This is a genomic window from Paenibacillus melissococcoides (assembly GCA_944800085.1).
Lineage (GTDB): Bacteria > Bacillota > Bacilli > Paenibacillales > Paenibacillaceae > Paenibacillus_B > Paenibacillus_B melissococcoides.
This window is the reverse complement of the sequence record CALYLO010000007.1, coordinates 26,158-41,939: the sequence shown is the minus strand read 5'-3', so window position 1 is coordinate 41,939 and position 15,782 is coordinate 26,158. Positions and strand designations below refer to the sequence as shown.

Annotated in this window: 18 protein-coding genes; 13 read left to right on the top strand and 5 right to left on the bottom strand. The window is 52.9% G+C overall.

Annotated features, from left to right (window positions below; translation table 11 throughout):
- The first annotated feature begins 83 nt into the window (after positions 1 to 83).
- A complete protein-coding gene (gene holA / locus OCY70_RS23015; protein ID WP_213428334.1) occupies positions 84 to 1,130 on the top strand; it encodes a DNA polymerase III subunit delta in 1,047 nt (348 codons plus the stop codon).
- Between the two features lie 86 nt (positions 1,131 to 1,216).
- On the opposite strand, the gene rpsT is transcribed toward holA, so the two are convergent.
- Complete coding sequence (gene rpsT / locus OCY70_RS23010; RefSeq protein WP_213428335.1) at positions 1,217 to 1,489, bottom strand: 30S ribosomal protein S20; 273 nt, start codon at positions 1,487 to 1,489, stop codon at positions 1,217 to 1,219.
- Positions 1,490 to 1,729: 240 nt separating this feature from the next.
- Between rpsT and gpr the strand changes: the two genes are divergently transcribed.
- Positions 1,730 to 2,731 carry a GPR endopeptidase gene (gene gpr, locus OCY70_RS23005; RefSeq protein ID WP_213428336.1) on the top strand — a complete coding sequence of 334 codons (1,002 nt, stop codon included), beginning with the start codon at positions 1,730 to 1,732 and terminating at the stop codon, positions 2,729 to 2,731.
- Positions 2,732 to 3,857: 1,126 nt separating this feature from the next.
- Here the strand turns inward: gpr and OCY70_RS23000 are convergent.
- Positions 3,858 to 4,928 (bottom strand): M23 family metallopeptidase, encoded by a 1,071-nt coding sequence (locus OCY70_RS23000; RefSeq protein WP_213428337.1) that lies wholly within the window; start codon positions 4,926 to 4,928, stop codon positions 3,858 to 3,860.
- Between the two features lie 238 nt (positions 4,929 to 5,166).
- Here OCY70_RS23000 and OCY70_RS22995 point away from each other — a divergent pair, with 238 nt between their 5' ends.
- From OCY70_RS22995 to lepA, 5 genes are all read left to right on the top strand, one after another.
- The gene (locus OCY70_RS22995) at positions 5,167 to 5,931 is read left to right on the top strand and encodes a response regulator transcription factor (RefSeq protein ID WP_213428338.1); all 765 of its coding nucleotides are present in this window, start codon (positions 5,167 to 5,169) and stop codon (positions 5,929 to 5,931) included.
- Complete coding sequence (locus tag OCY70_RS22990) at positions 5,928 to 7,691, top strand: sensor histidine kinase (RefSeq protein ID WP_213428339.1); 1,764 nt, start codon at positions 5,928 to 5,930, stop codon at positions 7,689 to 7,691. The genes OCY70_RS22995 and OCY70_RS22990 overlap by 4 nt, the downstream gene beginning before the upstream one ends.
- A gap of 95 nt (positions 7,692 to 7,786) precedes the next feature.
- Positions 7,787 to 9,073: a stage II sporulation protein P gene (locus OCY70_RS22985; protein ID WP_213428340.1), complete on the top strand. Its 1,287-nt coding sequence runs from the start codon at positions 7,787 to 7,789 to the stop codon at positions 9,071 to 9,073.
- A gap of 60 nt (positions 9,074 to 9,133) precedes the next feature.
- Positions 9,134 to 9,538, top strand: a complete 405-nt coding sequence (locus OCY70_RS22980) for a translation initiation factor 2 (RefSeq protein ID WP_213428341.1) — start codon at positions 9,134 to 9,136, stop codon at positions 9,536 to 9,538.
- A gap of 132 nt (positions 9,539 to 9,670) precedes the next feature.
- A complete protein-coding gene (gene lepA, locus OCY70_RS22975; protein ID WP_213428342.1) occupies positions 9,671 to 11,491 on the top strand; it encodes a translation elongation factor 4 in 1,821 nt (606 codons plus the stop codon).
- Between the two features lie 92 nt (positions 11,492 to 11,583).
- Here the strand turns inward: lepA and OCY70_RS22970 are convergent, their stop codons facing one another.
- Both OCY70_RS22970 and OCY70_RS22965 read right to left on the bottom strand, forming a co-directional pair.
- Positions 11,584 to 12,729, bottom strand: coding sequence for a tyrosine-type recombinase/integrase (locus OCY70_RS22970; protein ID WP_213428343.1), 1,146 nt, complete (start codon positions 12,727 to 12,729; stop codon positions 11,584 to 11,586).
- A gap of 61 nt (positions 12,730 to 12,790) precedes the next feature.
- Positions 12,791 to 13,471: a LexA family protein gene (locus OCY70_RS22965; protein ID WP_249725112.1), complete on the bottom strand. Its 681-nt coding sequence runs from the start codon at positions 13,469 to 13,471 to the stop codon at positions 12,791 to 12,793.
- 142 nt (positions 13,472 to 13,613) lie between these two features.
- On the opposite strand from OCY70_RS22965, the gene OCY70_RS22960 reads away from it, so the two are divergent.
- The 5 genes from OCY70_RS22960 to OCY70_RS22940 all read left to right on the top strand — a co-directional run bounded on the left by OCY70_RS22960 (position 13,614) and on the right by OCY70_RS22940 (position 15,121).
- Complete coding sequence (locus OCY70_RS22960; protein ID WP_165643521.1) at positions 13,614 to 13,820, top strand: helix-turn-helix transcriptional regulator; 207 nt, start codon at positions 13,614 to 13,616, stop codon at positions 13,818 to 13,820.
- Positions 13,821 to 13,875: 55 nt separating this feature from the next.
- Positions 13,876 to 14,085: a helix-turn-helix domain-containing protein gene (locus OCY70_RS22955; RefSeq protein ID WP_315973933.1), complete on the top strand. Its 210-nt coding sequence runs from the start codon at positions 13,876 to 13,878 to the stop codon at positions 14,083 to 14,085.
- 13 nt (positions 14,086 to 14,098) lie between these two features.
- A complete protein-coding gene (locus tag OCY70_RS22950) occupies positions 14,099 to 14,227 on the top strand; it encodes a hypothetical protein (RefSeq protein ID WP_261944625.1) in 129 nt (42 codons plus the stop codon).
- A gap of 14 nt (positions 14,228 to 14,241) precedes the next feature.
- Entirely contained in the window at positions 14,242 to 14,700 is a 459-nt protein-coding gene (locus OCY70_RS22945) for a hypothetical protein (RefSeq protein WP_213428344.1), read from the top strand.
- Between the two features lie 184 nt (positions 14,701 to 14,884).
- Complete coding sequence (locus OCY70_RS22940; RefSeq protein WP_213428345.1) at positions 14,885 to 15,121, top strand: hypothetical protein; 237 nt, start codon at positions 14,885 to 14,887, stop codon at positions 15,119 to 15,121.
- Here OCY70_RS22940 and OCY70_RS22935 read toward each other — a convergent pair.
- Positions 15,081 to 15,425 (bottom strand): hypothetical protein, encoded by a 345-nt coding sequence (locus OCY70_RS22935; protein WP_213428346.1) that lies wholly within the window; start codon positions 15,423 to 15,425, stop codon positions 15,081 to 15,083. The genes OCY70_RS22940 and OCY70_RS22935 overlap by 41 nt on opposite strands.
- A 57-nt stretch (positions 15,426 to 15,482) precedes the next feature.
- On the opposite strand from OCY70_RS22935, the gene OCY70_RS22930 reads away from it, so the two are divergent.
- Positions 15,483 to 15,692, top strand: a complete 210-nt coding sequence (locus OCY70_RS22930) for a hypothetical protein (protein ID WP_213428347.1) — start codon at positions 15,483 to 15,485, stop codon at positions 15,690 to 15,692.
- The last annotated feature ends 90 nt before the right edge of the window (positions 15,693 to 15,782 follow it).

Sequence of the window (15,782 nt, the reverse complement as noted above, 5' to 3'; positions counted from 1 at the left end):
GGCTGCGCCGGTCCCTTTGTTTTTTGCGGCGTTCCTCAATTTTTGCTATCATGAAGTACATAGACAGGGGGAGGCATCAGGCATTGGATATGAAAGCGGCGATTAAGGAGATACAGCGCGGGGAGCCGCGCCCGATATATGTACTGTATGGTACGGAAAAATACAGAATGCAAGAGTTCGTTCACTATTTGCTGGAGCATGCCTTCGAGCCGGAGAACCGGGAATTGGCCGTGATGAAGATGGACACGGCTGAAGCTCCGATCGAGGCCGTCATCGAAGAAGCGGAGACGCTGCCATTTCTTGTGCCCCGCAAGTGCATTCTGGTCAAGGATCAATCGATTTTTGCCTCCGGCAAGGACAAGATGGAGCATCGCACCGAACGGTTGCTTAAATATATGGAACAGCCGATGGAGACCAGCACCATCGTCTTCCTGGTGCAGGCGGACAAGCTGGATGAGCGCAAGAAGACGGTCAAGACCGCCAAGGCGAAGGCCGCGGTGCTCGCTTTTCAGCCGCTGGGGGCCGAGGAGCTGGCGCAGTGGGTGAAGCGGGAGACGGGCAAGCATGGCTGTTCCATCGGGGAGGAAGCGGTAACGGCCCTGTTGAACGCGGTAGGGACGAATCTGCAGGCGCTGGCGGGCGAGATTGAGAAATGCTGCTTGTTCGCCGGGGAAGGCGGCGTCATTGATACGGCGACGATTGAAGGACTTATTGCCAAAAACACGGAGCAGAACGTCTTCCAATTGGTCGAGGATGTCGTTCGCCATAGGGCGGGCAAAGCATTGTCGACCCTGCACGAGCTGCTGAAGCAGAAGGAGGAGCCGATTAAGATTATGGCGCTCATCGTCCGGCAGCTCCGGATGATGCTTCAGGTCAAGGAGCTGACGAACCAGAGCTTCACGCAGCAGCAGGCCGCCTCTCAGCTCGGTATCCATCCTTATGCGGCCAAGATGGCGGCCGAACAGGCGCGCGGCTACGGAACCGATGTATTGGCCGGATGGTTGGCCGAGGCGGCCGAGCTCGACTATGAGATGAAGTCGGGGCGGGTAGACAAGACGCTCGGTCTGGAAATGTTCATCATGCGGATGGCGGCGGGCAGCACGCGGAGCGGAATGGCCGGTTCCCGCTAGCCCGCCATCAACAAAAGCCCGAAGACGGACGCGCAGGCGTTCATCTTCGGGCTTCTTTGCTGCATTTAAGTATGAAAGGCTGCTGCTTACGCTTGTACGAGCAGAGCGTTCAATTTTTGTGCCAAGCGGGACTTCTTGCGGGCAGCCGCATTTTTGTGGATCAAGCCTTTTGTAACGGCTTTGTCCAATTTCTTCGAAGCCAGAGCGACAGCTCCTTTGGCAGTTTCCACTTCATTGTTAGCCAATGCAGCGTCAGCTGCTTTGACAGCCGTACGAAGTGCGGACTTCTGAGAAGCGTTCAACAGACGGCGCTTGTCGTTCGTTTTTACGCGTTTCACAGCGGATTTAATGTTAGGCATTGCATTCACCTCCGTTGCATCGTAGTGCGACAATCGAATCTATACCATTTCCAGATCAGCATGAGATAGATTCACAACTTAAAATATTCTAGCATGACATACCCTAAAAAGCAATATGTTTGCCGCGGTCTCCCCATTTGCCGGATAGGCATCGGCATGCGATAGTTCCGCTGCTGCCGCATAAAGTTGGCCTCCATCACACACAATATCTGCAAAATGGAACTTTTGGGAGGTAGACTTATGACGGCGGATTTACGCAATTATTCGGTTCGTACCGATTTGGCGTTGGAATCCAGGGAAATGGCATCCCCTGATCGCGCCGCCTCCATTCCCGGAGTGCAGGAGCATGTCGAAGAGGATCGCGGCATCAAAATAACGCGGATTCATGTGCAGACGGAGGAAGGCTCGCGCGCCATCGGCCGCATCCCGGGGCGCTACATCACGATTGAAGTGCCGGGCTTGCGGCGGAAAGACTCCGACCTCCAGGACCGCGTCGCCACATCGTTCGCGCAGCTGTTCGCTTCTTTTCTCGGAGAAATCGGGATCGGATCTTCCGCGAAGGTGCTTATTGTCGGCCTGGGGAACTGGAATGTGACTCCCGATGCGCTTGGGCCGCTCGTCGTCGAGAATGTGCTGGTCACCCGCCATTACTTCGAGGTGATGCCGGATCAGGTCAGTCCCGGCTACCGTGAGGTCAGCGCCGTCGCTCCCGGCGTGCTCGGCGTGACGGGGATCGAGTCAAGCGATATCGTGCAGGGCATCGTCGATCGAATCCGCCCCGATCTCATCATCGCGATCGACGCGCTTGCCTCCAAAGCGCTGGAGCGGGTCAATACGACAATCCAGATTGCCGATATCGGGATTCACCCCGGCTCCGGCATCGGGAACAAGCGGCGCGGGCTGACCCGGGAGATTCTCGGGGTGCCGTGCATCGCCATCGGCGTGCCGACCGTATGCTATGCTTCGACCATCGTCAACAACGCCTTCGAAATGATGCGGGAGCACTTCAAGCAGGAGACGAATCAGACCCGGCAGATTCTCGGCATTCTCGAAGAAATTGGCGAGCAGGACCGGCTGCTGCTGGTGAAGGAAGTGCTGGAGCCGCTTGGCCATGATCTGATCGTGACACCGAAGGAAGTCGACGAATTCATGGAGGATATGGCCAACATTATCGCCAGCGGCCTCAACGCGGCGCTGCACGAAGCGGTCGACAGCAGCAACGTGTCCGCCTATACGCACTGAGGATGGACATGGACGAGGGCCAGGGAGCCAGGAGCCTATCCGGCTGCCTGGCTTTACAACATGATGTATAGGGGAGCTTTTAAGCTCCCCTCGGATTGAATTGCACGGAGTTGATTGAGATTGCGCTTTCAGGGCTTGATTTGCTTTGAGTCGCTTCAGTTGATTAGATTGATTTGGGTTGATTGAGATGGAATTGAGTTTGAATTGAGTTTGAGTTGCTTGAGTCGACCGAGATTGAATTGCGTTAACTGGCTTGAATAAGTCGACTGGGTTGATTGACTTGACTGAGTTGATTAAGCGAGGTGACTCAACTGAGTATACGAGCTACTGTGCAAACTAAGTGAACCGGGCTAACGAGAAACGAGGAAACTGAGTGCGGTAAGTGAACCGGGTGAGTGAGAAACGAGTAAACTGAGTGCGCTAAGTGAACTGGGGGAGCTAGAAACGAGTAAACTGAGTACACTAAGTGAAAAGGTTGAGCAAGAAACGAGTACCTGAGTGCGGTAAGTGAACCGGCTGAGCGAGAAACGAGTAAACTAAGTCGACTAGGTTGTTGAATCTGCGTTATCTGCCCAAGCTGTTCCCGAAAACTGCAAAAGTGCAGCATTCTTATGAACGTATCGATGCCGCAATGGGGTTCCTGCAAAAGTGCAGGAATTTCCTCGATTTCACTCAAATCGTTGCTATATCTAGCGAAAATGATGTAGTTTTGCAGGAATTTCATTCCAGATCGACTCAACTGTCGCAAATTACTGTAGCTGTGCAGCAATTACCACTTCGGAACCGGACAACGCAGCAATGTTCACCCCCCAACCGGACATGCCGACCCGACCCAATCAATCTAACCAATCTAACCTGCCGATTGAAGCCATTTCGGCGCGCACCCGGGGCATAACAAATGAAAATCCCTCAGGACCCCCGAAAAAAAACACCCTTAGCGGGTGTTTTTTTGCCGCATGGGCTTCTACGAACTTAATCTGCATTTGATGGGCTCTGAGCCTGCTGAACCTCGTTATCACGACCTTAACCTTCGCGGGGTGCTTTGAGCCAGCCGCATGCTGCTGAAGCTTCGCTTATCGCGAACTATACCTGCGCATGCTGCTCCGCACGAGCCTGCACGCGCTCGCTACTGCTTGTCCTGACCCCGCACCTGGTCACCCCGAACCGGATCGCTTCCATCCTCGAACCGGATGCGAAGGGATGACCCTTCTTCCAGAGAAGGGCTATCGGACACCTGGAAGTGAATGTGGGCATCCGATGAATTGCCGGAATTGCCGCACAGGCCGAGCCGATCGCCCTGCTTCACCGTATCGCCTTCCTTCACCAGAATAGAGTCCTTTTTGAGATGGGCCAGCACGCTGTATTCGCCGTTGCCGTGATCGATGACGACGTGATTGCCCGCTGCTTCTTCCGTAAGCGGCTTCTCGAACGGCACATTGTCCGGATGCCCGTCCACGACCTTGACCACCTTCCCGCCGAGCGGAGCCACGACGGGCTGTCCGAACGCGAAGTAGCTGGCGTTATCCTTCGGATCTCCTTCCAGGCTGGCCCCGTCGCGCACGATGAACAAATCATAGGCATACCGCTGCGTTGGATATTCATAATGATAGTTCAGCATCGTGTTGGCTCCTCCCCAGGCGACCGTCCATGCCCCTTCGAAGGGCATCCGGTAGGCATGGCGCGTATACTTCTCATCCGTGGCCCGGGGGTCGGACGGACGCAGGAGCAGGCCGTGAATCCGGCCTTCGCGCAGCAAGGCGGAGAGGTACATCTTTCCGTCTTTGCTGCTCCATACGTATGTCTCCGTACCGTCCGCCGCCAGCCGCGAGATTTGAACCGGAGCCTCTCCCTTTTTCCATGCTTGACGAAGCAGCTTATCGATATCCTCGGCCGTTGCCTGCTCCTGGAACTCCGGCGAGAAATGCTCATACAGCTTGGCCGCCTCATGACCGGCGATCCAGCTGCTGACGTCGTCGCCTGTCAACGTCTCTTGGACCTGCGTTTCTTGCCCCTGTGATTTTTGCGGCTGCTGTTCGTCTGCTTTCCGGCTCTCACCGGATTCCGGCTCCTTTTCCTTAACCATGCCGGCTTCCTTCGCCGGACTCTCCTTTTGGCTGCTTGCATTCTCCGCGCAACCGCTAATGGCGATTACAGAGGAGAGGGCTAGCATACATACGGCGAGAGTGCGTTTCTTCATGGGTCATCTTCCTTTCTTGGTCTGTCCTCTGCTTTGATCATAAGGCTCCGGATTGAACATCACCGAAACGCCAGTTCATTTTTAGCTTAACAATGACGTCGATTCCGCCGGGAAGCGGGATTCCGTTAAGATTGCGTTAAGGTTGCGTTCCAAAGGGAGACAGGCGGGCATGGTACAATGAAAGAAAAGAAAATCAGGGAGCCGCGGAGGAATAGCCGCTAAGGAGGAATACGGCAAGATGAACACATATGAAAGCCGAATCTTAATCGTCGAAGATGACTCCGCCATTGGGAAAATGGTGAGGACGGTGTTGGGGAAGGAAGGGTTCACGGATGTGGTCTGCGTTACAACCGGAGAGGAGGCGGTCCGGTATTGCGCCAGCCATCCCGTCCATTTGATCGTGCTCGATGTGATGCTTCCCGGAAAAAGCGGCTTCGAGCTGGCTCCGTTCCTGCGCGAGGCGACCGATGCCCCGATTATTTTCGTCACGGCCCGGACGACCGATCTGGACAAACTGACCGGCTTCGCGCTAGGCGGGGACGATTATGTGACGAAGCCGTTCAACCCGTTGGAACTGGCGGCGCGGGTCAAAGCGCAGCTCAAGCGTTATCTGGCGTCTGCGGGACAGCCTGCTCCGGAGCCGAAGTCCGCTCTGCCCGCCCGCTATGTCTATGGAAGATTCGCGGTCGACGAGGCGGCTGGCGAGCTCCGGGTCGACGGGGTCCCGGTGGAATGTCCGGCGATGGTGTTCCAGCTACTGCTGTTCTTCTGCCGGCATCCGAACCGGATGTTCACGAAGCAGGAGCTGTACGAGCGGGTATGGGGCTGCGACGCGATGAGCGATGACAATACCGTCATGGTCCATATCCATCGCATTCGCGAGCGGATCGAAGAAGTGCCGGGCAGGCCCCGCCTCCTGGTCACGGTGCGCGGCATGGGATATAAGCTGGTGCCGCCGGAGCAGGAGGGCGGCGGGCGGCCAAGCGGGAGGTCCCGCTTATGAAATCGGGCAGACGGCTGGCCTGGCATTACGCATGGCAATGGCTTTTAATCGGCGCGATGCTGCTTGGCTGCATGTTTGCGGCTTTCCTGTGGGTCGCCGATCGGATGAGCGCGCTGGATATGAGCCGCAGTCTGCTAACAAGCCAGTTGACCCGGATTGTCGAATCGGTGGAGGTGAATCGGCAGGGGCGGGTCGTCTGGCCGGACGAGGTGCTCCAGCGGTTGACAGCGAGCGGGGGCTGGCTGCAGGTGCTGAATGAGGACGGCAAGGTGGTCGAGTCCTTCAACGCGCCCAGCGACATGCCGACCCAATATGCGCCGGGAGAAGCGGTCGCCTACGTGCAGAGGGAGCTGCCAAGCAAGCATGGCATCTTCATTTTTATTCGATCCGTCGGCGGCCGCAGCATTACGCTGCTATACGGAACTTATCCGCTGCAATTGCGGCTGCTGGATGAATGGCTGGCCTCGCGTGAAGAAGGGGTTCCGGCTGCGGAATCCGTCCGCAGGCTCCTGGCGCCGCATGACGCATGGGTGACCCGCCTGGATGCCGCCGGCCGCACCCTCGAATCCTGGAACAAGCCCGCGGGCGTTGTCGAGCGGCTGACGCTGCAGGAGATCGCGCTGCGGTCGCTGCAGCCGGAGCACTATGCCTATTTGCTCGCGTACCGGTACAATCCGGCAACAGGCGACACATGGGTGCTGCAAATGCCCCATCAGACGGACGGAGCGGCGGTTACTGCCGCCGGATTCCGCATTGCTTCCTATCAGGATATTTTTCTGCTTGCGATTGGGGGCGTCGTCGCGACGATGATCATTGTGTTTCTATTCATGGCCTGGTGGCAGAGCACACGGCTTGCCCGGCCCCAGCTTCATGTCATGCGCTGGACGGAGCGAATCGCGGACGGCATCTATGAAGAGCCAGCCGATCATCGCGGGCGGCCGCGTTCGGAACGGCGAAGCGGCAAGCTGAAGCGGAATTACCGCATTTATGAAGACGTCATGCAGGCGCTCCGCCAGCTTGCTTCCCGGCTCCGCTCCGCCGAAGAGGAACGACGGCAGCATGATCGGCAGCGCGAGGAGTGGCTTGCGGGCCTGTCTCATGATCTGAAGACGCCGCTTGCCTCCATCGTAGGCTACGCGCGCATGCTGGAGGCGAAGCAGTACGATTGGTCGCGGGAAGAGGTGGCCGAATTCGCCGGCGTCATGACCGAAAAGGCGGAATGGATGGATCGGCTGCTGCAGGATTTGAATCTGACCTACCGGCTGCAGAGCGGAAGTCTGCCGCTGCAGAGGGAGCGGCTATGTCTCGATGCATGGCTGGAGGAGACACTGGACGACATTCTCAATCTGCCGGAGCGTCCGAAGGCGCACATTTACTATCAGCGGCCGGATATTCCGGTATGGTTCTCGTTCGATCCGAGATATTTTCGCAGAATCATAGAAAATATTTGCATGAATGCTTTTTTCCACAATCCGCCAGGCACATCGCTTCAAATCTTCTTTGTTGCCCGGGATGGCGAGGATGCGCTGGAGTTCCGGGACGACGGCGCGGGCATGGATGGGGAGACGCTCAGTCATTTGTTTACACGCTATTACCGGGGCCAGTCTACCGATCGGGCGTCCGAAGGCAGCGGCTTGGGGATGGCGATCTCGAGAGAGCTGGCCGAAGCGCATGGCTGCACTCTGGAGGCAAGCAGCGAGCCGGGCCGAGGCACGGTTATTCGATTATCTCTTCCTGGTACGGAGCACCGAAAAATATAGTTCTATCTCATAGAATGCCCTCATAGATTCTACTAAATGCACTCTCGCAATTGCATTGAGAGAGTGAGACCAGCAGGATAAAGGAGGGCATTTCTATGTTCCGCACGGTCAATGTTGCCAAATGGAAGCAGAAGTGGATGCAGACGCTGCTCATGGGACGCACATTTCTGCTATTATCGATTGCTTCTGCCATGTTTTTTATCGTGCTTGGCCTGGGAGGGTTGCTGGAACAGAAGCTGGATTCATCGCCGCTCGCTTCGATGAAGGGAGTCGCGGCTCAGCTGTCCAGCCGCATTTTTGTCGATATGCTTGCGATGGAAATGCCGAATCTGCCTTCTGGAGAGGGGGAATCTTCCCTGACCCGGACACAGATTGCCCAATTCCTCGTACAGATGGCAACCAATGTGAATCCGCTTGATCCGAAATCGCTCATCGCCGGAGAGGTTCCGGGACTGAACAGCGAACAAGCGATTCCGCTCCGCTTAGGCACCGGGAACCAATCGGCCAAGGGGCCGGTCGATTATCCTTCGCCTCTGGCGGAAGAAACCTTCCCGGAGCATGGGGGAGAGCCGATTGAGGATGCCGGCGGAGGGGCTCCGCCCCAGACGGTGCAGCCCGGGCCCCCGTCGGATGCGGAAGGAAGCGGGCCAAGCTCCAATCTGAAAGATTATGTCTTTATCTATCATTCTCATAACCGGGAGTCGTGGAACCCGGAATTGAAGAAGGAGAGCACGAATCCGAATGACGCCAAAATCAACGTGACGCTGGTCGGCAAACATTTGCAGAAGGAACTGCAGAAGCGAGGGATCGGAGCCGTTCACTCCAATCAGGACTATGCGTCGACGATCAAAGGGTATAGCTGGAACTATTCCTACAAATACTCGAAGCAAACGGTAAAGCAGGCGATGGCAGAGCATCAGGATCTCCAGTTCTTCTTCGACATTCACCGGGACGCGCTGCGCCGCAAAGATTCGACGGTCGAGATAGACGGAACCTCTTACGCCCAAGTTTATTTTGTCATCGGCCGCGGCAATCCCGATTGGAGAGAGAACGAGAAGTTCGCCAAGGAGATTCATGACCGGCTGGAGGAGCGGTATCCCGGCGTCTCAAGGGGAATCTGGGGCAAGTCGACGGCGCAGGGGAACGGGGAATACAACCAATCATTGTCGCCGAACAGCGTAATTATGGAGATCGGAGGCATTGACAATACGCTGGAGGAAAATTACCGGACCGCAGAGGTGCTGGCGGATCTGATTGCCGAGATTGTGCGCGAGAAGACGAACGCGAAGCCGGTGATGAAGCCGCAGAACGAGCAGAAGCGGCAGGCGCCTGAACGGAATACGGCAAACCGGAAGAACGCTCCGCCGGCGGCCAATGGTTGAGGAACGGGAACGGCTCGAATGAATGGACGGATGGAAGAATGAGAAAAGGAGGCTATGGCTATGTCCCGCTTTGCGAAGCAGGTGGTAGGCATGATGGTTCTGTTGGTGGTCGGCGTCTTCATCGGAATGGAGGTGACCTCCGTCAGCATCGAGCGGATATACGGTCCGGTCGATGCGAACCGGAGCTCCGTTCCCGCCGATTCGGCCTGGCCTGAGCGTCCCGCTCAAGAGCCGCTTGCGAGCCGTCCGGCCGAACCGGAGCCCGTGCAGGGCCGGGAAGAGGCGGTTCCCGACAATCGGCCGCCGGAGTGGCCGCCGGAGGCCGCTCCGCAGCCGGCGCCGGGTCTTCCGCCTGTGGAGGATACGACGGTCAACAAGCTGGCCGATCAGACGGCAGGCTTGCTGCAGACATTATCGCAAGCGGGCATCCGCGCCGTCGTCGGCTTGTTCGACGGATTATTCTGACGAATCCGGGTCCGGAATCGGCCGTTTTTCGACGCTCCGGGCCTATAATCGCCTTTTTATTGCTGTTGCCCCCTCAATCCGTTATAATGAATGAATTGAAACTTGGCTTAGTGGTGGGGGTATGGAATACGAATGACGGAATTACTGTCACGACAAAAGAAGATTCGGAATTTTTGTATTATTGCGCATATTGACCACGGCAAGTCAACCCTTGCTGACCGGATTCTTGAATATACGGGAGCGTTGGCCGCCCGGGAAATGCAGTCGCAGGTCCTTGACAATATGGATCTGGAGCGGGAACGGGGAATCACGATCAAGCTCCAGGCGGTCCGTCTGACCTACAAGGCGGATGATGGAGAAGAGTACATTCTCAACCTGATCGATACTCCGGGCCACGTGGACTTCACGTATGAGGTGTCACGGAGCCTGGCGGCCTGCGAAGGCGCGCTCCTCGTCGTCGATGCGGCGCAGGGCATTGAAGCGCAGACGCTGGCGAATGTATATCTCGCGCTCGACAACAACCTGGAGATTCTCCCGGTCATCAACAAGATCGATCTGCCAAGCGCCGAACCGGAGCGGGTCAAGCAGGAGATCGAGGACGTTATCGGTCTCGACTGCTCGAATGCGGTGCTGGCCTCCGCCAAGGCGGGCATTGGCATCCGGGAGATTCTCGAGCAGATTGTGAAGGAAGTCCCGCCGCCGACCGGAGATCCGGAGGAGCCGCTGAAGGCGCTTATCTTCGACTCTCACTATGATCCGTACAAGGGCGTCATCGTGTATGTCCGGGTCGTCAACGGCTCCATTCGCGCAGGCAGCAAGATTAAGATGATGGCAACAAACAAGACATTCGAAGTCATCGAGGTCGGCGCATTCAAGCCGCGCATGACGATCATCGACGAGCTGAACGTGGGCGATGTCGGCTTCGTCGTCGCCGGCATCAAAAACGTGGGCGACACCCGCGTCGGGGATACGATCACCGATGCGAAGCATCCGACCGCGGAGCCGCTTCCGGGCTACCGCCGCATCAATCCGATGGTATTCTGCGGACTGTATCCGATTGATACGTCGGACTATAATGATCTGCGGGAAGCGCTGGAGAAGCTGCAACTGAATGACGCTTCGCTCTCCTTCGAGCCGGAGACCTCATCGGCGCTTGGCTTCGGCTTCCGCTGCGGCTTCCTCGGCTTGCTCCACATGGAGATTATTCAGGAGCGCATCGAGCGCGAATTCAATATTCCGCTCATTACGACGGCGCCAAGCGTAATTTATCATGTGACCCTGACGAGCGGAGAGACGCTGACGATCGACAACCCGTCGAACTACCCGGATCAGAGCAAGATCGACTATGTCGAGGAGCCGTACGTCAAGGCGACGATCATCGTGCCGAACGATTTCGTCGGCGCGATTATGGAGCTGTGCCAGGGCAAGCGCGGGGAATTCGTAGATATGCAATATCTCGACACGACCCGGGTTACGATTACGTACCAGATTCCGCTGTCCGAGATCGTATACGATTTCTTCGATCAACTGAAATCGAGCACGCGCGGCTATGCTTCGTTCGACTACGAGCTGTCGGGCTACCGCAAATCGAATCTCGTCAAGATGGATATTCTGCTCAACAACGAGCAGGTCGACGCCTTGTCGGTCATCGTGCACAAGGATCGGGCGTACCATCGCGGCAAGCTGCTGTGCGAGAAGCTGCGCGAGCTGATTCCGCGCCAGATGTTCGAAGTGCCGGTGCAGGCCGCGATCGGAACGAAGATAATCGCCCGCGAGACGGTCAAGGCGATGCGCAAGAACGTCTTGGCCAAATGTTACGGGGGAGACATCTCCCGAAAGCGGAAGCTGCTGGAGAAGCAGAAGGAAGGCAAGAAGCGCATGAAGCAGGTCGGCAGCGTGGAAGTGCCTCAGGAAGCGTTCATGGCCGTTTTGAAGATTGACGACCAAAAATAATTGATTTATCAATGGTTTGGCAGTTTTGACGTCACTTAGAAATAGCTCTCCCCCACCGTACAGCCACCGAATTTCTAAAATGGTGGGGGAGATTATCTGACGTCATGCATAAGACGTTCAAAAATGTCCACTGTCTGACTTTTCATTTTTTCTGTCAGGTGTGAATAAGTATCTAGTGTGATGCCAGATCGACTGTGACCCAATCGCGCCTGAATTTCTTTTATGGGCGCTTCTCGTTCAAGCAACAAGGTCGCATGGGTATGCCGGAGTGAATGGAAATTAAACTCTATGCCAAGCTTATCCCGGATATTCTTTCCGCTCCATTTGCAACTGGCAGGGGTGACGTTCTCCCCATTTTCTTTGGTGCATACGAAATCGTTACTTACATAGAACTCGCCATACCTCAATTTATTCTCTTTTTGGCGTAGTTTGTGTTCCTTCAATATTTTTATTAAAGTAGCACCAATGTTAATTGTTCGATATGACGAGGATGTTTTAGGGGTCCCGAATATCCATTCTCTGTTGACGTTAATCATGATCTTGTCTACTTTTATAGTGCCTTCGTATAGGTCTACACAGTCCCATGTAAGGGCGCAGACTTCACTCACCCGCATCCCGGTGTTGAGTCCAATGTGAAAAGGGATGTAAAATGAATTTGTGGGTTCAAGGAATTCGTTTATTTTTCTTATGGACGACATGGGCAGGATTTTTAAATCTGTTTCTGTCGTCTTTCTGTTTTCCTTTTTTGGAAGTTTGACATATTGCATCGGGTTTTCGTTTATTAATTTGTACGGATAGACCGCTTGTTTTAATGCATTTTGCAGGACTGTATGAAAAATAGTAAGTGTTTTTCGGGAATAGCCATCTCGATGCTTGTCATTAATAAATTTTTGTAACAATTCCGGCGTTAACGATTTAAGTTTTATCATCCCAATTCCCGGATTGATATGCTTGTTGATGACCAATTTATAATTCTCTTGGGTATTGTGCTTTAGGTTAATCATCACATACTCTTCAAACCAAAATTTCATGTAGTCGTGAAGGCTCGTTGTTGAGGGTTCGAAGATAGTGCCGGTGTTTTCGTATTCCTCCATTGCTTTTCGAAGGATTTTTTCTGCTTGGGATTTTGTTTCGGCCCCAACAGCTTTCCGTTCAATCTTTTTCCGTTTCCCGTCGACGGTTCCTAAGTCGAAATAGTAATACCATGAGCCATAGCGTTTCCTTACTCCGCCTTTCATTTGATGATTCTCCTTTCTGTTCTATTTAGAAAAGAGCAGCTATTAAACTGCCCTTTTCTCATCACCCCAGTTCCACCACATAGACGACAACTTTGCCATGAATCTTCAGGTTCTTCGCTTCTTCATAAGAAACGGTGTGATCAGTGAAACTTAGATCCGTCGAATCAGGTCTAAAAATAACCCTTTCATTTATTTCGTCGTTATAAAATCGTTTGACTGAATATTCGTGTCCGTTGCTGTATACAACGATATCGCCACTATTAAGTGATGACAGCTCTACGCTTTTGACAGCAATCAATGAACTATGAGGAATTACCTTGTTCATTGATTCACCATTTACCCTCATGATGTAAACGTTTTTTGAACCGGCCCACTTCCCCATCAGTGAGTTGGGCAATGTGATTGTTTGGGTTGCTGAGGGTGTGATCGGGATGACTTCAATAGGCAGTCCCGCCGATATGCTTACTGGATAGTATGGGTATTGGGCGACTTCAAATTGCTGAACGGCATCATTTATCTCTTCTGTTATATCAGATCTTCTGACATTGAAGTAATCAGCCATTAGCTGGATTTTATCTAAGCGAGGATACCTTTCACAATTCATCCAACTAGATACTGTCGTTTCTGCAATACCCAGTTCTCTTGCCATGTCCGTCTGCGTTTTTCCTCTCTTGTCCAAAAGCATTTTGATGTTTTTGGCTAGAACTTTCCTTTGATACTCTACCGTTTTATTAACTTGCAATGAACTCGCCTCCCTACAAAGGATTCTACACTAATAGTGAAGAATTTGCAACACAATCAGTAATTATAATTCACTTTATGTGTTGACACTACTCTTTAAGTGTACTAAAATGTGTTTACAAACAAGTAGGGGGATGGTGAACATGAACAAGTTTGATTTAAGTATTAAGGCAGCCAGAGTTGAGAAGGGATTCACTCAAGAGGCCCTGGCCGAAAAACTGGGTGTGTCTAAGCGAACTATAATCAGTTGGGAGAACGGAGAAGTTGAAATAAAGCCTTATGTGATTTACTCACTTGCCTATGTATTTGAAATGAATGCCGACCTGATCAGAGTACCTGCAAGAAGTTAATTTTTTTGATCGAGACTTCACTTTAAGTGTATTACATGAATGTTCTTATAAGGATGTGTGTGAATTGAATCGTCTTCATCCAGTTTCAGAAGTGGCGGAGATACTCGGTGTCAATAATAACTACGTTTATGACCTAATCAAGCACGGGCACCTTCAAGCCTTGAAACTCGGCAGACTCAAGGTGTCAACGTTTGAGCTTAATGACTTCATGCGCCGGAGCGCAGGAAAAGACTTTTCGGATCTAAGCAATGTCAAGGATATGTGAAAGAAGGGGCGGCATGAATATTCCTGATGAGCTCCTGAACCATTTGGCCGACAGGTACATGAGGGAGTATATCGACCCAAGCGAATGCGCATTCGCCACCTGGGCAGCCATGCAGGCCGAGAAGCTTGGATATCGACTATGAGGGAGGGAGCAAGCGTGCAAAAGAAATACGAGTTCACAGGCGAGATGACAACCGAAATCGCTGAGGGCGCCAAGCTTCACCGTATCCGCGCTATCCGGGATTTTGGCGACGTGAAAGCCGGGGACCTGGGCGGCTGGATTGAATCAAAACACAATCTCAGCCATGCGGGGAAATGCTGGGTTTACGACGAGTCGGCGATATTCGGGAGCGCCTCCGTTATTGGCAATGCGGAGGTCAAAAATGAATCAATGATATACGATAGCGCTTGCGTTGATAGTGGAGCGGTCATTGATAACTCCGAGGTGTTTGGCAGTGCCCAGGTCAGCGGATTCGCGCAGGTTGCTAAGGGGAGTTTAGTATATCAACGCGCGCTTATTGCGGGAGATACAAAGGTATTCAATGCTGAAATCGGCGCACATATCGTAATGTTTGAAGGTGTTATTATAGGTGCTCAAATTCTGATAAGGGAGTGAGAAGGGCATGACACGAAAACAATGGTTGCGAGTTTGCCTAAACTTGCTGCAGATGGCCGACACCGCACAATCACCCAGTGCCCGCCAAATGTATCAACGGCAATACAAGCGACTTCGGGAGAGGTTGAACTGATTATAACAGCGTTGAAATTATTGAAAGAGTACGTAGGGGGGGCGAAGAGGTGTGAATAAACAAGAAGCTAGAAAAAAACATGATGAAGTAATGCGTAAATTCGAAGAGATAGCTGACCATTACTGGGAATGTAGAAAAGCTCGTTCATCGGGCGAGATGAGCGAGCAAGAGTACAACGAAAAAGTAGAGTTGATACTACAGCAACAAGAAGCGATGAAAAAAGAAATCTATGAAACGATGCATGTAGCTATTTTCGGAGATCATACAGAAAATCTTCAAGACGCCTAGTATATTTCCTTAGTGCTGACTGTAATGCTTCTTCAGCGGCCCGATCTAAATCCACATAAGTTTCGGCGCTATTTTTATAGAAGCAAAGAACATCGTGAAATAAATCAACCTCTTCAAGACTAAATTCATGAACATCAGCATTTAATCCTTTTTTGAGGGACATAACCAATTCTCTTTGTTTAACCCTTCTCGAAACGTTCTCAACGAATTGTGGAAGGTTTAAGAGATGCTTATCGAGGGCAGCGATAAACACCTCTCTATCAAAGTCAGTTGCATCATCCAAAATATCGGAAATATTAATCAATTCGTTTCACCTCTCTTTCTAGGCTAATTATACCAAATATAGAAGGGGGATGGACCAGTGACAAATGAAGAACTGAAGGAAGCCATGACCAGCGGTGAGGCTGTAGAGCACAGAGGAACTACATATAGCTATATATCAGCAATCATTTACCGCAAAAGCGAAGCGGGTATGTTCATTCAAGCGGAATTGATGGATCGACACAATAACTGCGTTGTAATCGCACGTCCAATCGAGGTTAAGAGATTGGAAGACAAAGAGGCAAAATGATAAAACACATGGAAATGAAATCGCCCCGATGGACGCTTTAGCAGAAGCGACCACGGGGCGAAGTCAAAGCGAAATGCGATAATTCAGCTC

Bases quoted from the DNA above. Each gene is read 5' to 3' on its own strand.
- rpsT (WP_213428335.1), bottom strand. From the start codon at position 1,489: ATGCCTAACATTAAATCCGCTGTGAAACGCGTAAAAACGAACGACAAG.
- gpr (WP_213428336.1), top strand. From the start codon at position 1,730: ATGACGGCGGATTTACGCAATTATTCGGTTCGTACCGATTTGGCGTTG.
- OCY70_RS23000 (WP_213428337.1), bottom strand. From the start codon at position 4,928: ATGAAGAAACGCACTCTCGCCGTATGTATGCTAGCCCTCTCCTCTGTA.
- OCY70_RS22995 (WP_213428338.1), top strand. From the start codon at position 5,167: ATGAACACATATGAAAGCCGAATCTTAATCGTCGAAGATGACTCCGCC.
- OCY70_RS22990 (WP_213428339.1), top strand. From the start codon at position 5,928: ATGAAATCGGGCAGACGGCTGGCCTGGCATTACGCATGGCAATGGCTT.
- OCY70_RS22985 (WP_213428340.1), top strand. From the start codon at position 7,787: ATGTTCCGCACGGTCAATGTTGCCAAATGGAAGCAGAAGTGGATGCAG.
- OCY70_RS22980 (WP_213428341.1), top strand. From the start codon at position 9,134: ATGTCCCGCTTTGCGAAGCAGGTGGTAGGCATGATGGTTCTGTTGGTG.
- lepA (WP_213428342.1), top strand. From the start codon at position 9,671: ATGACGGAATTACTGTCACGACAAAAGAAGATTCGGAATTTTTGTATT.
- OCY70_RS22970 (WP_213428343.1), bottom strand. From the start codon at position 12,729: ATGAAAGGCGGAGTAAGGAAACGCTATGGCTCATGGTATTACTATTTC.
- OCY70_RS22960 (WP_165643521.1), top strand. From the start codon at position 13,614: ATGAACAAGTTTGATTTAAGTATTAAGGCAGCCAGAGTTGAGAAGGGA.
- OCY70_RS22950 (WP_261944625.1), top strand. From the start codon at position 14,099: ATGAATATTCCTGATGAGCTCCTGAACCATTTGGCCGACAGGTACATG.